This is a genomic window from Candidatus Chlamydia sanziniae, from assembly GCF_001653975.1.
Taxonomy (GTDB): Bacteria; Chlamydiota; Chlamydiia; order Chlamydiales; family Chlamydiaceae; genus Chlamydia; species Chlamydia sanziniae.
On record NZ_CP014639.1, the window covers coordinates 1,028,483 to 1,043,745 of the forward strand.

Consider the following 15,263-nt stretch of genomic DNA (forward strand, 5'->3'; position numbering starts at 1 on the left):
TAGCAAAAAAAATAAATTGCCATCAAAATATATTTTATGAAGTACGAAACGCAATTAAAAGCATTGTTGAGACTAATTAAATAATATATGTAAGCTTATTTATTTATAAAAAACAAAATGCTATAGAAAAAAAAATCGATCTTTCTTACGATTGTTGTTCTTCGGAGTTATTTAAGTAACAAAACGGTGTTCAGAGGAAAGTAACATTTGCGAAAAAAGGAATGTTTAACATAATTTATGCTTGCTCATTAAAACAACACTTTAATTTTATTTTTCTAAACATTAAATTGAAAGTATGCCACATTCTTTCTTATAAAAATACGTAAGCGTCAATTATAAAGGTGGGTTTCATGGCCGTAGAACAATCGAACATAAAAGAAGACATAGAAAAGTTAATCGGGAAAGCTATTAAAAAAGTCTGCGGAAACAAAGAAAACGATCTGTGTCGCTATCTTCCTGGCCCTAGTGGCGGTTATATGCATCATTTCACTTTGAAAAAGATGAAAAGCGTTGCTCCTGAACAGCTCCTAAAAATGTTGAAAACTTTTATTTTAGAATCTGATACTCCACGTACAATCAATCCTAAGCCTCGAGCTCCTAGAGGATCTAAAAAACGCCGAGATTTCATTAATTTTACAAAAACTGACATCGAACGTGTTCTAGAATTAGCTCGACAAGTGGGAGATAAAGATTTACTTGCTCGTTTTAGTCCTAAAAAACCACTAACTTCTCTAAAAAGAGAATTAATTCGTTCTATTCGAAATGGTTTAATCAATGTAGAACTCTGGAATGCCTACGTTGAAGCTGTAAAAACTATCAATTTTCCTGGCATCGAAACTTCTCCATCCTTTATTTAAATTAAAAAAATTCACAAACAACTTATTGTTTAAGTTGTTTGTGAAAAATTTGCTTTAAAGTAGAGTTCTCCTTTCCCCTTGTCAATAGAGAGAAAAGGTGATATACTGAAAAGCCTTCGAAAGAAAATAAAGCCATGCTAATTTTAAACAAAATTAATTAAAAGTTACACAAATCAATACATAAAATAAATTATTTCAGAGGGTAAAATATGACAAAAACTGTGGAAAAACCTTTTGGAAAATTGCGCTCTTTCCTGTGGCCAATACATACGCACGAGTTAAAGAAAGTTTTGCCAATGTTCCTAATGTTCTTTTGTATTACGTTTAATTATACGATATTACGGGATACTAAAGATACTCTTATTGTAGGAGCTCCTGGTTCAGGGGCAGAAGCTATTCCTTTTATTAAATTTTGGCTTGTTGTTCCCTGTGCTGTCATTTTTATGCTCATTTATGCAAAGCTAAGTAATATTCTTAGTAAGCAAGCGTTATTTTATATGGTAATTACGCCATTTTTACTTTTCTTTGCTCTTTTCCCAACGTTAATTTATCCATTACGTGACACTTTACACCCTACAGCCTTAGCAGATCACTTACAATCTATCCTTCCTACGGGATTTTTAGGGCTCATCGCTATATTTAGAAACTGGACGTTTGCAGCATTTTACGTATTAGCTGAACTCTGGGGAAGCGTAATGTTATCTCTAATGTTTTGGGGATTCGCTAATGAAATTACTAAAATTAACGAAGCAAAACGTTTCTATGCTCTTTTTGGAATTGGTGCAAATGTAGCTCTCTTAGCATCAGGACGTGCAATTATTTGGGCTTCTAGACTTCGTGCTTCTATTTCAGAAGGAATTGATCCTTGGGGTTTCTCTCTATACCTTTTGATGTCTATGGTCATAGTTTCTAGTTTTGTTATCATGCTTAGCTATTGGTGGACAAACAAACACGTTTTAACAGATCCACGATTCTCTAATTCTACAGAAACGAAAAAAGAAGCCAAATCTACCAAACCCAAAATGAACATGAAAGAAAGCTTTGCTTATCTTGTAAGATCTCCTTACATGCTTCTGCTTGCTCTTCTAGTTATCTCCTATGGAATTTGTATTAACCTCATTGAAGTGACCTGGAAAAGTCAACTTAAGCTTCAATATCCGAATATGAATGATTATAGCGAATTCATGGGGAATTTCTCTTTTTGGACAGGAGTAGTTTCAGTCACTGTAATGTTATTTGTTGGTGGTAATGTCATTCGCAGATTTGGCTGGTTAACAGGAGCTTTGGTTACTCCTATTATGGTGTTCCTTACAGGTGTTGTCTTCTTTTCCCTCGTTATTTTTAGAGAACATGCTTCTGGGCTCATAGCGATGTTTGGTACCACCCCATTAATGTTAGCTGTGATTGTAGGTGCCATTCAAAATATTCTATCAAAATCAACAAAATATGCTCTTTTTGATGCAACTAAGGAAATGGCCTATATTCCCCTAGACCAAGAACAAAAAGTTAAAGGGAAAGCTGCTATTGATGTTGTTGCTGCTCGTTTTGGTAAATCTGGAGGAGCATTAATTCAGCAAGGACTCTTGGTAATTTGCGGTAGCATTGGTGCAATGACACCTCATTTAGCCATTATCCTCTTCTTCATTATTGCTATTTGGTTAGTTGCAGCAACAAAATTGAACAAACTTTTCTTAGCTCAATCTGCTCTCAGAGAAGAACAAGAAGTTGCCCCTAGTGTGAATGAAACTGTTCCTTCGGGTAATGCTACTATCAAAAATGCTTCTTCATAGTTTGTTGAATGCATTCTAAAAAAGTCTTTACTCCTATTTAGGTAAGTAGAGACTTTTATTTTCTTTTACATAATTTAGATGTACGTTCAATCGGATTATTATCAAGATGCCATTTCTCCCCTATTACATTATAAAATAACATTCCCCAATGTATGTATTAAAAATACTGTTCTACATAAGAGTTACTTCAAAGGGAACAATTGAATCCAAAAATATAGAAGCAGCTAATCAGATGTTGTTATCCTTAACTAGAATTGCTTCCCCAGTTTTGCGATCAAATTTATATATAGGAAATCTTTGAAACTTTGCTACCCTTAATTTGTCTATATCTAGCGAGTCTCCACAACGTTGGAACTGACGCTTATAATAAGTAGTATATTGAGATAGCTCCTTAATTAAAGCACGGGCAGGTCGTAGTTGCGGAAATGCTTGTAAACTTGCATTTATCGCAGTTTTGAATTCGCTCCATGTCATCATTGCTATGTAAGGTTCATAGGTACCGTAGAAACAGGTTGCTTTATCCAAAGCATTTGTTTTCATTAGGACTCCCAATAAACTTAATATCTGAAAACAATTCCCTTTACTGTAATCAAAAGAACATAGCGTCATCCATTCTTCGAATTTCAGGGAAGAGATAAGCTGTGCTTGTTCCCAAGTCACATGATGGCGACACAAAAGAAGTAAAAAATTTATAAATCCATTAGAAGTCCAAGAAAAAGCTGAGGGTACGGGTACACTCTGTTCCCGCTTAAGGATTGGCCCCCATTTTTCTTGAAGATTCCTATATACCGTATGATAAATGGCTTTTGCCTCCACACTACTCCATTCTCCATTCATCGCATAATCACAAAGTTTTTGATACTCCAATTCTGTAAGTTCTTGAAAAACATAATAAGTTAGAGGCTGAAATATGCTCGCCTTACCTTTACAAGTATAAGCTAGTGGCCCGAGCAAACGATGGATACCTAATTCGTAATTAAAGACCTGCTCTTGTCTCCAAACAGGTTGTTCAGCAAGCAAGGAGAAGTGGAAAAGCCAATGCAAAGGACAGTGACGATCGAGCAAAGCCTCGACACTAACAAGCTGGGAGAAATCTATACCTTCTAAACGAGAATTACCGAAAGCTGCTAATTTTTTATTTAACTTTTTAAGGAAAACTTTATCATACTTGGAGAAAATTAACTTTGATTTCTGTTCTTCCCCTGATTGTTTACGCATGGCAAGAAAACATGATAATTCCTCGATATCTAGATGTTGCTCAATAACACACTCGAAAATACTTAAAGGGTAGGCATCTTTCAACACCTGAAGAAAACTATCGGGAATCTTCTGAGGAGCAGGCTTACCTAAATAATAACACACTCCCAAGATAATTGCACTTATGAGAGCAATGAAAGATGCACATATTAAGGTACCACCAAGGATATAACTAACTGGAGCAACGCATAAAATGCCTATCAATATCCCTATAATTGCAAAAATAACGGCTAGCGCTACTCCTAAAATTACCTTTTGTCTAATAGAAAAATCGCTGGCATATGAGTAATTACTTTCATGACTGTTTAAAAGTGTGTTTTGTGCTAGTTGTGCTAAAGGTGAAGACCTCATAGATACCTTTAAATTACTTTAGAAAAAAAATATAACATATTTTTAATAAAAACTCTTGTTAAAAACATAAATTTCAGTATGTTAAGAAATAATCAAGTTATTCCATAAGCAGAGACTGGAACTACGAAGAAATTCGGGAAAAGGATATAAGATACATTTAGACGTCTTACTTTTTTAAAAGATCACATCTTAAAATCCCATCAGATTCAACCATGTAATTATACTAAAAGAATTCGCAACTTTAGCTAATAAGGTGATCGGAATTGAAGAAATATATTCTCTATCTCTCGAATACCTGCTTTTAAGAAAAAAGTTTTTTATTTTACTAATTTCTAAGGAATAGTATGTGTAAGTGTGCACTTCATCCAATAAGGCTAAAAGGACACTTAAGAAAAAGTATTGTTTGGAATTTTTTCATAATCTAAGCATCGCACATTTTGTACTGAGTTGCTCCTTATAGTTATACGAGTATTCACGTATTTGCTTTTATTTTGCTTACTGATTACTTATGTTTCTTGAATGGCTTTAGCGAGAGACTGTCGCCTCCTTGCCCCCGTTATAAAATTGACCGAATAAGAAGGGAAAACTCCTTCTACTTTTAGCAAGTGTTGCGTGGGCTTCCCAGATTGTATTGCTTGTGCTAAAACCGAAGAATACTGGCAACAAAAGTCTAAAAGTAATTCTCCTTCTCCTTGTGCTGGAAAAATCGTAGGCTGATGTTCTTTTAAAGCTTTTTCTATAGTATCCAGGACCATTAAATCTAAACTAACATTGTACTTCGAACTACTCTCATCTAATACACCTAAAGCACATAGAAGACCTCCTAACGCACATATCCCGAATAAAGTAGATGGGCTTTGATCTCTGTTTCGATCTCTTGTATCTAAACAACATAGCCAATGCCAAAATTGCGGCGATGTATTAAGGATAAGATCGTACTGTGCAGTTGAATATCCATGTAAGCAAAGCAGTAGCAATTTTGAATGAAGTAATTCTGCAGTATACTCTAGCTTGAAGGGGTGGTGTGCACATTCACGTTGTGATTCTTCTATTTCGGATACATGTTTTTGGCATGCATCTATTAGGCGATTAATGATTGTTTTCACGTTTTTATCATCCCATGTTGCTGTGCGCGCATGGCGTTCTAAACATTTTTTTTCCTCATATGTGAGTTCTTTTAGTATACCTGGAATCGCGGGAGAAAAAATGGTCACACGTTTTAAAGCCTGACCTAAAGGCCCGAGCCAAAAATATCCAAAATCTTTTTTTGTTAACCCCTCCCGATGACAAATCTCTAAATCTCCTAAAGTCACAAACTTATATAGCCAATGTAAAGGACAATGTTGAAGTATGGTAGACTCTAAATCCGCCCATTGGTAATTTTCTAAAACTTCTTGAAGATTTTCTAGCCCAAAAGAATGTACTTTGTTTCTCGTAACTTCCGGAAGTGCGGCTAATTTTTCCACAAGAGACACCTGCATTCTTAAAACATCAATGAATGCACGTAATTCACTAATAGTCAGCTTTTGATCTTCTACAAATGAAGCAATACAATGAGAATAAACATCCCTAATCACACGCAGAAAATCCTGAGGAATTACAGTAGAAACAGGGGGGAGTTTCTTTTCTTTGGCGATGATAAGCATGACTGTAACAATAAGTACGACCAAAGCTAGAGCTCCTAAAATCCCTCCAACAATGTAGGAAATAGGGAAAGTGAGCAATATCAAAGCTAGAGCAACTCCTATTAAGAGAATCGTGACAATCGCTATCTGAAATGCAATCTGCACACTTAAAGAACACGGCATACAAGAACAAGAATCCTGATTTCTTTGTATCGGGGAAATATTAGATAAACTCATACGCACTCCTCTTAAGGCAATTTCTCCGTAAGACTATAGGCTATCTGTAAATAAAAATCTCGAATTCAAAATAATTTTAATAAATCTTCAGGAAGAACTTTATCTATTACTAGGAAATCCTTATTAACTTTATGACGTCCACCTCTATTAAAAAATAGCGAGTAGAATGTTTGGAACACACATACACAGAAGGTTTTACAAAAACTTTACGCAGGACGTTTAAGACGTGGTTAGTATACCACAAGCTTATTCTAAATAATTAATGTAATGTCCGGTTGAAACCTTGTACTTGTTTCATACAACATGTGAACACTGTATAAATAACTAGCAAAGCCAAAACCATCTGACGCCCTATTTCTCCGCTCATCAAAAGCACAGAGCTACTCCCATACGATAAGTGGACCAAAGAACAGACCTATAAATCACTTAAAAACAATAATTTGCAAAAATTCTTTGATAATTTGACAAGTAAGAGATGCCTCTCTAAGATAAGAATTCTAAGACAAAGAATCCTCAAGCATATTTTGAAAGAATATAAATTAGAAAACATCCGGAATTTTTCCATTATAGCACATATCGATCATGGGAAATCTACAATTGCAGATCGCCTCCTTGAAAGTACGAGCACTATAGAGCAAAGGGAGATGCGTGAGCAACTTTTAGATTCTATGGATCTAGAGAGAGAACGTGGAATTACTATAAAAGCACATCCTGTAACCATGACATACATGTACAAGGGAGACACCTATGAGCTTAATCTGATTGACACTCCTGGTCATGTGGATTTCTCTTATGAAGTTTCCCGATCTCTAGCTGCCTGTGAAGGAGCTCTTTTAATCGTTGATGCTGCTCAAGGTGTCCAAGCACAAAGTCTTGCCAATGTATACCTTGCACTCGAACGAGATTTGGAAATCATTCCTATATTAAATAAAATAGACCTTCCTGCTGCAGATCCTGTAAAGATTACAAAACAAATTCAAGATTACATAGGCCTAGATACTACGCAAATCATTCTCTGCTCCGCCAAAACTGGCGAAGGTATTGATGATATCTTACACGCCATTATTAAATTCATTCCTCCGCCTCAATCCCCCCAAGAAACAATTCTGAAAGCTTTAGTCTTCGACTCTCATTATGATCCTTATGTGGGCATTATGGTTTATGTACGAATTATTAGTGGGGAGTTGAGCAAAGGCAATCGTATTGTATTTATGTCATCAAAGGGAACTCCGTTTGAAGTCTTAGGAGTAGGAGCTTTTCTCCCTAAAGCAACTTTGATTGATGGTTCTCTATGCCCAGGTCAAGTAGGTTATTTTATTGCCAATATAAAAAAAGTTCATGAAGTGAAAATTGGAGACACTGTTACCTCTGCAAAACACCCGGCTAAAATTGCTCTTGAAGGATTTAAAGAGATCCATCCTGTAGTATTTGCTGGCATTTATCCTATAGATTCTTCTGACTTCGATGCTTTAAAAGATGCCCTGACTCGACTACAACTGAATGACTCTGCTCTGACTATAGAACAGGAAAGTAGCCATTCTTTAGGGTTTGGTTTTCGTTGTGGTTTTTTAGGTCTTCTTCATCTCGAAATTATTTTTGAAAGAATTATCCGAGAATTTGACTTAGACATCATTGCTACAGCTCCTAGCGTTATTTATAAAGTGATCCTCAAAAACGGTAAGACTCTCCATATTGATAACCCTTCAGGATATCCCGATCCCGCGATTATTGAGGATGTGGAAGAACCTTGGGTTCAGGTGAACATCATTACCCCTCAGGAATACCTTAGCGGCATCATGAACTTATGCTTAGACAAGCGCGGGGTTTGCATAAAAACAGAGACACTTGATCACAACCGTCTTGTACTTTCCTATGACCTCCCTTTAAACGAAATTGTCACAGATTTTAACGATAAGTTAAAATCTGTGACTAAAGGTTACGGTTCTTTTGATTATCATCTTGGAGATTACAGAAAGGGAGCCATTATAAAACTTGAAGTTCTAATCAATGAAGAACCTATAGACGCTTTCTCCTGCCTAGTTCATAGAGACAAAGCAGAATCTAGAGGGAGAAATATATGTGAAAAACTTGTAAATGTCATTCCCCAACAATTATTTAAGATCCCTATTCAAGCTGCTATCAATAAGAAAATCGTAGCAAGAGAAACTATACGTGCTCTTTCTAAAAATGTTACTGCAAAATGTTATGGCGGTGATATTACGAGAAAACGCAAGTTGTGGGAAAAACAGAAAAAAGGGAAAAAGCGCATGAAAGAATTCGGCAAGGTTGCCATTCCAAACACTGCTTTTATTGAAGTACTCAAACTCGACTAGCTCATTAATTTCATCATCCTTTTGATGATATCATCGTAGATGATCTTATTTTCTTTTACTTTACTCTAGTTGTTATTTTTGTCTTAACCCAATCTGTATGGTAGAACTCTCCTCGAGGACGATCATTACGTTCATAACTATGTGCACCAAAATAGTCCCTTAATCCCTGTGCCAAGGCCATGGAAGAATTTGCTGTGCGATAACCATCATAAAATGTTAGTGCTGCAGCAAAGCAAGGAACTGAGAACCCAGCGCCAATTGCTGCAATTATGGTTCTTCGCCATCCTATTTCAGCATTACGCAAAGCAGAGCGAAAGTACTCTTGGAAAAGCAAAGACGAGTTTTCAACATGCTGAGAAAAACCTTGATATATCTTATCTAGAAACGCACTTTGGATAATACACCCTCCACGCCATAGCAAAGCAAGCTCCCCAAGATTAATTCCCCAGTTATACTCTTCAGACGCCTTCCCCAAAAGTATGAATCCTTGAGCATAACTAATGATCTTTGAAGCATAAAGAGCGTGAAAGATATCTTGGATAAACACTGTTGAATCTCGAGGTTTTTCAAAAATTGAAGGGACGCCAGAAAAATCCTGAGATGCCTGTTTACGCACTTCCTTTTCTTCAGAAAGAAACCGCGCTAGCACTGCCTCAATAATTAAAGATAGGGGCACACCAGAATTTAATGCATCAATAGCGATCCATTTTCCTGTACCCTTTTGTTTAACTACATCTAAAATTGTATCTATAACAGGGACGCCATCTTCATTACGTATAGCCAATACCTCAGCAGCAATACGAATTAAGTAGCTTTCTAACTCTAAATTATTCCAATCTGCAAAAATAGTTGAAATGATATCCAAAGGGAGCTGAAGATAATTTCTTAACAAACCGTAAGCCTCACAAATAAGCTGAATATCCCCATATTCTATACCATTGTGGACAGCTTTGACATAGTGGCCTGCACCTCCCGAGCCAATCCAAGAACAACAAGGACGACCATGAACGTGTGCAGCAATCGCTTGAAACATAGAAGCTACCAGCGGCCAAGCCTCAGGATTTCCTCCAGGCATAATCGCTGGACCGTAACGAGCTCCTTCCTCTCCACCTGAAATGCCGACCCCTAAAAACAAAATCCCCTTTTCTTTAAGCTCTGTACACCGACGTTCAGAGTCTTTAAAATAACTATTCCCCCCATCAATAATCACATCACCTGGCTCCAATAAAGGTAACAGATGTTGGATAAGTTCATCGATAGGATGACCTGCTTGAATCATCAACATGACTTTTCTTGGTCTCTTTAACGATTGGACAAAGGTTTCCAAAGATTCAAAACCTAAAAGTTTTTTATCTTCAGAATGTTCCGCAAGAAATGTTCGCATTTTCTCAAGAGTCCGGTTATACACAGAAACAGAAAAACCATGGTCTCTCATGTTTAACACCAAGTTTTTTCCCATGACAGCTAAGCCTATAAGACCAATATCCGTTTGCAATGTTTACCCTCCCTATACCATTAGATGTAGAACAAACTTTCGCTTTTTACCATACGCGAGTAGTATATAGCAGTTATAACAAATCTGGTCTTCTTCACAAACACTTTGTCCATTCTCAACTGGAGTGTTATTCACGTACAGACCCTTTTGTTCAATTAACCTACGGGCCTCTCCTTTAGAGCCACATAAGCCTGCAGAAACAACAAGATCCATCCACCGTTTCCCTATGACCTCGACTTTTTTTAAAGAAATTCCTAACCCACTTCTTAGAAGCTGCTGAAAATCTCGCTCAGACAAGGAGGAAAAACTCCCAGGATGCGTACTTTGGGTTAAAGACTGAGCTTCTGTAAGCCCTGTGTTTCCGTGGATAGCATACAGGATATTTTGAATAACAATTTTTTTTACCCCTATAGGATCTGTATAAAACTGCGTGTCTAACTCCATAATTTCTTCGTTACTTAGTAAAGTCAGAGTTCGAGCAATCTTAGGAATATCGCTATCAGGTAAACGAAGAAAATACTGGTATAAGTCATAAGGAGACGTCAACTGAGGGTCTAGCCATACAGTCCCCGACTCCGTTTTCCCAAGTTTCTTTCCCTGAGCATCTGTAAGTAAGGGGTAAGTCAAACCGTATGCATGTCCTAATCCCTTACGACGAATAAAATCTATACCTGAAGTAATGTTGCCCCATTGATCGCTACCCCCGCATTGTAAAAGTATTCCGTATTGCTTACGTAAATAATAAAAGTCATAAGATTGTAAGAGTAAATAGCTAAATTCCGTATAGCTCATGCCCTCATCTGCATGTACCCGCTGTTTTATGGTATCCTTAGCCAACATTTGTCCCAGACGGAAATGCTTTCCTATATCCCTTAAAAAATCAATGAGGCGAAACTCTTGAAACCAATCCGCATTATTTACAATGCAAACGCCGGGTAAATAATGCGCAAGACATCGGATAATTTTTTTACTATTATCCAAAACCTCGTGTCTCTCAAGTAAAGAACGCTCGCTGCTTTTCCCTGAAGGATCCCCCACCATACCTGTAGCCCCGCCAACTAAAGCCATAGGTGTGATTCCTTGTTCTGCGAGCCTTTTCAAAAAACAAATCCCGATCCAATGACCGATATGTAAGGCCGGTGCTGTAGGATCAAATCCTAAATATGCAGATAAAGGCCCTTCAAATGAGTCTAGCCCTGCAGAAAAATCTTCAAGAACTCCACGAGTTTTTAAATACTGTAGCCATGCCTGCATAAATTACAACCCTCTACTCTATACGCATTTACACACATTATCTTATTCATAAAAGTGCTTATATGCAAGGTTAGCACGTCCAATGGAAATAAAGAAAAGATTCGATGGTAGAAGAAAAATACTCTAGTGTACTATGAAACTTTGTTTCTTCATTTTTTTAGAGGGTCTATGGCCTCTTTTATGCCAAAAAGTCAAGTGGGTTCAGTACTTTCCACACCTACACTTCCAAATCATCGCAGCTCCCCTATTTTACCTTTACAGATAAAGAAATATGCTGCCTATATCCTTTATGTATTTGCTAGTTTCTGTATTCTTGCAGGATGCATAGTTATGATGTTAACCAAGGAAATCCTTTTTTGTCTGGCATGTATTTTAGGGGGAATACTATTCGCCGTAGGACTTATCTTGAAACTCCGTAATGCAAGTAGCTTATAATAAAGTCAGAGAAAAACTGCTAATGCGGATCGCAGTTTAATTAAAGCTTTCGAATGTATTTGCGATACTCGAGACTCACTCACCCCAAGGACTTTTCCAATTTCTTTTAACATAAGTTCTTCATAATAATACAAAGCCATAACTTGGCGCTCCCTCTCCTCCAGGGCTTGGATGGCACTGGAAAGAAAAGAAGCAAACTCCTTTTTATTGACAACATCATAACCTGTTTCAGCTCGCATATCCGGGATGCGCTCCTCAAGAGCTATACCGGAACTCTCATCACTATGCGAAGGTTTTTCTTCATTTAAAGAAATAATTAAAGCAGGACGAGCTGAGGCAAACCACCCCGCGAGCTCCTGTTGTGAAATATTCAAATATTCAGAAAGCTCAAGATCTGTGGGCTCTTTTCCTAAAGATTGACGCAATGAATCCATAGCTTGGGCAAGCTTGTTGGCTTTTTGATGTACACTACGAGGAACCCAATCTTGTTTACGTAAGTCATCAATAATTGCTGCTTTAATCAAAAAGACTGCATAAGCTTCAAATCGACGGCTTTTTTCAGGATCATAACGCTCAACAGCACGCACTAATCCCTCTATTCCTGAAGCATAGAGATCCTCAGTCTTCACATGTGCAGGCATTCCTATAATCAAACGATGAACAACACTTTTGACTAAGGGTAAATAGGATTCTATTAGGATATCTCGATACTCAATCTCCTGAGTTTCCCAATACAAGTTCCAAATTGCAGAAATGTTCTGTGGTTCTTGTGTTTTCACAAATTTTTTTTTATCTTATTATTTATAAGATTAATTAAAAAATATTTTTTAAACAATATTTAGATAGATAAAATGATAGTTATCAATCTTTTCAACAAATTAGGGAAGTAAAACCTCGTCTGAAACAACCCCCAAAAGAGCTATAGGCATTTCTTTGGGAAGTTCATTATGAGACAAAATAAGCAAATCAGGAAAGTGTGGTTCAAGCATTTTTTTCATTTCAATACGAGTTTCGCAACCTGTGACAATCGCACGAAAGTCCCCAGAAACAGACTGTTTGAGTAGGTAGTCCACTTGATCAATAACTTTTTCTCGTACCACAGGCTTAGAACTTAAGTATAAATTACTTATCAACTCTTCTACATGAGAGTCTACCGTAATTACTTCTAGAGGTTTTTCTTGAACCCATAAACTTCTACCAATGCGTTTTCCAAGATACTTTCTGATCTTCTCTACAAGCAGTTCCAAATTTTCTGTAGGAACATAGTACAGGGCTATTGCCTCTAAGATCTTTGGAAAAAGTCTTAAAGAAATCCTTTCTTTTACTAATAAGCGCGTCACCACAATGAGAGAACTAAAAGAGATCTTCTTCGGAACAACTTCTTCAATAGGAATGCCAAAAAATCTCTCAGCATCCTCAAGACACTGTTGAACACACCTTCCATCAAGAGTTTCATACGCTGTATTTCTTAATAGGGGAAGGAAGACCTCCAAGGTAATTTCTGATAAATTAAATGTTTGATCAAAAATTCTTATAGAAAGATTTTGATCTTCAGAATGTACTTGGGTAAGTTTGGGAAACGTTATGCCGAGTTCCTGGAAAATTTGTTTACAAGCGACTACATAAACTTGAGAAAACTCTGTTGCTTGATAGGGAGGGCAGTAACTTTCTACCTGGGAAAGGGCAGATTCCAAAGGAGAATCAGACAACACAAGCTCTTCTTTTTTATAGGCAATCCATAAAATACTTCCAAGTACGAGAATAGGTAGTTTCGGAGAACCAGGAATATATACAAGAGAGAAAATCAGTAGTGCAACAAATCGAAAGTACTCCCGGACCTGCATATAATATTCAATCACATGATCTAAAAGAGTCTGCTCCTTACCCACCTTACTAATAAGAGTTGCGGCTGCAGAAGCAGTAAAAAGAGCAGGAATTTGACTCACCAAAGCATCCCCCAATACGGTAATCCATAAATCTCGGATTACGTAACCTGAAGTATAAGAAAGTAAAGTAGCCGCAACAGCATTCACTGCAAGAAGTATCCAACTTACGATAGTGTCACCTTTAATGAATCGAAAAACTCCCTCCATTGCAGAAAAAAAATCACTCTCTTCAATCAACTTACATTTCTTATCCTCAGTTTCTTTATAAGAAGCTCTGCCGGAAGCTAAATCTGTATCTAAAGCCATTTGTTTCCCTGGAAGAGCTTCTAAAATAAAACGAGAACGCACTTCAGCAATCCTTTCAGCCCCTTTAGAAACAAGAAAAAAATTGATGAGAAAGAACAAAAGGCAGGCAAGAATGGCAGCGCCTAGATTATCGCAAGAAAAGAAACGACCTAATGCAAAGATCATAGGAGAAGCTGTTCCCGACGCAACAATCCATCGTGTCGAGGCAAGATTAAGACCCAAGCGAAACAAACAGAGATATAAAAGAAGTGGGGGAAAAAGCTTTGCAGAGCTACTAGAGTGGCGTGAAAAAACCCAACACATTGTCAATAAAGACAAAGCAAAATTGATACACAATCCACAGTCAAGAAAAGACTGGGGTAAAGGTAGAAAAACAGATAAGAGTATGCCTAAAGGAAGTAGAGTTATACCAAAAGTTTTGTTGCCTTTTTTAGGCATACAGACACCCTCCTAGAGAATCTCATTTCTTCCCCATACTGTTCATATCATATATCTGCAAGTAAAACCCCGGAAGTGAAAAAGTGTGCCCTATCTTTGATCTTGTCGACTATTTTCTCCTATGGTAACGTTATTGCGCTTTATAGAAATTTCTACGGAGTATAGCGCAGCCTGGTTAGCGCGGTTGCTTTGGGAGCAATAGGTCGGGGGTTCGAATCCCTCTACTCCGAATTTTATTTCTCAACAACTTGCCTACTTGGCGGAGGAATTGTCATGGCTAAACTTGTTATCACTTATGAAGATGAGCAACAAGAATTCGACATAGAAGAAGGTAGTGATATTATAGCGCCATGTGAGGCTGCTGGCATTCCTTTTGCTTGTACAGAAGGAGTCTGTGGCACCTGCGTAGTCGAAATACTCGAAGGAGATAAAAATCTTTCCGAATTTACAGAAGCAGAAAAAGATTTCTTAGGAGATGCTGAAATATCTAAAGAACGTTTAGCTTGCCAATGTTGTATCCAAGGAGGGTGCGTAAAGCTTACTTTCTAAGTGAAAAACAATTAAAAAATTTTTTTCAATGTTGTATTATAAAAAATAAAATAATTCCATTTCTATTTAATAGTGTTGAGACCATAATAAGCACAGCATCTGTCTCTGACAATAATGTTTTACTTAGCCATATTCTTTTGTGAATATTTAAATATTTGTAATTTTCTCTCCAACAACTGAGAATTCAACAAATCTCCTTAGCTTTCGAACCTAAATTTCCTGATGAGGTAGTAACTAAATCTTTCGCAGGAAGTGTGTAAAGACGTACATCCAGTCGTCCTCGTGCCTTAATCAGATGTTTCAAACAAATTTATTCTGAGTTTTCCAGATTGAGAAAATCTTACTCTTTAGTTTTTTCTAAAAAATTTGAGTACTTTAAAAACTCGTCTTGTTTGAAACATTAGAATAAAAAATATTCACTTTGCATGATAAGTTATCTCTATAGTAAGC

The 15,263-nt window shown here is 37.0% G+C and carries 11 protein-coding genes and 1 tRNA gene; 6 read left to right on the forward strand and 6 right to left on the reverse strand.

Annotated features, from left to right (window positions below; all coding sequences use genetic code 11):
* Positions 1-350 precede the first annotated feature (350 nt).
* Both ddbA and npt1 read left to right on the forward strand, forming a co-directional pair.
* Positions 351-857, forward strand: coding sequence for a DNA binding protein DdbA (gene ddbA, locus Cs308_RS04490; RefSeq protein ID WP_066483067.1), 507 nt, complete (start codon positions 351-353; stop codon positions 855-857).
* Positions 858-1,066: 209 nt separating this feature from the next.
* The gene (gene npt1, locus Cs308_RS04495) at positions 1,067-2,647 is read left to right on the forward strand and encodes an NTP/NDP exchange transporter Npt1 (RefSeq protein WP_066483069.1); all 1,581 of its coding nucleotides are present in this window, start codon (positions 1,067-1,069) and stop codon (positions 2,645-2,647) included.
* A 228-nt stretch (positions 2,648-2,875) separates the two neighbouring features.
* Here the strand turns inward: npt1 and Cs308_RS04500 are convergent, their stop codons facing one another.
* Positions 2,876-4,255: a DUF1389 domain-containing protein gene (locus tag Cs308_RS04500; RefSeq protein WP_066483070.1), complete on the reverse strand. Its 1,380-nt coding sequence runs from the start codon at positions 4,253-4,255 to the stop codon at positions 2,876-2,878.
* 506 nt (positions 4,256-4,761) lie between these two features.
* On the reverse strand, positions 4,762-6,117 hold the full coding sequence (locus tag Cs308_RS04505) for a DUF1389 domain-containing protein (RefSeq protein WP_066483073.1): 1,356 nt from the start codon (positions 6,115-6,117) through the stop codon (positions 4,762-4,764).
* 524 nt (positions 6,118-6,641) lie between these two features.
* Between Cs308_RS04505 and lepA the strand changes: the two genes are divergently transcribed.
* The gene (lepA, locus tag Cs308_RS04510) at positions 6,642-8,450 is read left to right on the forward strand and encodes a translation elongation factor 4 (RefSeq protein ID WP_066483076.1); all 1,809 of its coding nucleotides are present in this window, start codon (positions 6,642-6,644) and stop codon (positions 8,448-8,450) included.
* A 55-nt stretch (positions 8,451-8,505) separates the two neighbouring features.
* Here the strand turns inward: lepA and gnd are convergent, their stop codons facing one another.
* Both gnd and tyrS read right to left on the reverse strand, forming a co-directional pair.
* On the reverse strand, positions 8,506-9,945 hold the full coding sequence (gene gnd / locus Cs308_RS04515; RefSeq protein ID WP_082905018.1) for a decarboxylating NADP(+)-dependent phosphogluconate dehydrogenase: 1,440 nt from the start codon (positions 9,943-9,945) through the stop codon (positions 8,506-8,508).
* 12 nt (positions 9,946-9,957) lie between these two features.
* A complete protein-coding gene (tyrS, locus tag Cs308_RS04520; RefSeq protein WP_066483079.1) occupies positions 9,958-11,199 on the reverse strand; it encodes a tyrosine--tRNA ligase in 1,242 nt (413 codons plus the stop codon).
* A 180-nt stretch (positions 11,200-11,379) separates the two neighbouring features.
* On the opposite strand from tyrS, the gene Cs308_RS04525 reads away from it, so the two are divergent.
* Positions 11,380-11,634: a hypothetical protein gene (locus Cs308_RS04525; protein WP_156506738.1), complete on the forward strand. Its 255-nt coding sequence runs from the start codon at positions 11,380-11,382 to the stop codon at positions 11,632-11,634.
* 5 nt (positions 11,635-11,639) lie between these two features.
* On the opposite strand, the gene Cs308_RS04530 is transcribed toward Cs308_RS04525, so the two are convergent.
* Together Cs308_RS04530 and Cs308_RS04535 are read right to left on the reverse strand one after the other, a co-directional pair.
* Entirely contained in the window at positions 11,640-12,413 is a 774-nt protein-coding gene (locus Cs308_RS04530) for a FliA/WhiG family RNA polymerase sigma factor (protein ID WP_066483083.1), read from the reverse strand.
* Between the two features lie 99 nt (positions 12,414-12,512).
* The gene (locus Cs308_RS04535) at positions 12,513-14,264 is read right to left on the reverse strand and encodes an FHIPEP family type III secretion protein (protein WP_066483085.1); all 1,752 of its coding nucleotides are present in this window, start codon (positions 14,262-14,264) and stop codon (positions 12,513-12,515) included.
* A 155-nt stretch (positions 14,265-14,419) separates the two neighbouring features.
* On the opposite strand from Cs308_RS04535, the gene Cs308_RS04540 reads away from it, so the two are divergent.
* Both Cs308_RS04540 and Cs308_RS04545 read left to right on the forward strand, forming a co-directional pair.
* A tRNA-Pro gene (locus tag Cs308_RS04540) sits at positions 14,420-14,494 on the forward strand.
* 43 nt (positions 14,495-14,537) lie between these two features.
* Positions 14,538-14,813 (forward strand): 2Fe-2S iron-sulfur cluster-binding protein, encoded by a 276-nt coding sequence (locus Cs308_RS04545; protein ID WP_066483088.1) that lies wholly within the window; start codon positions 14,538-14,540, stop codon positions 14,811-14,813.
* The last annotated feature ends 450 nt before the right edge of the window (positions 14,814-15,263 follow it).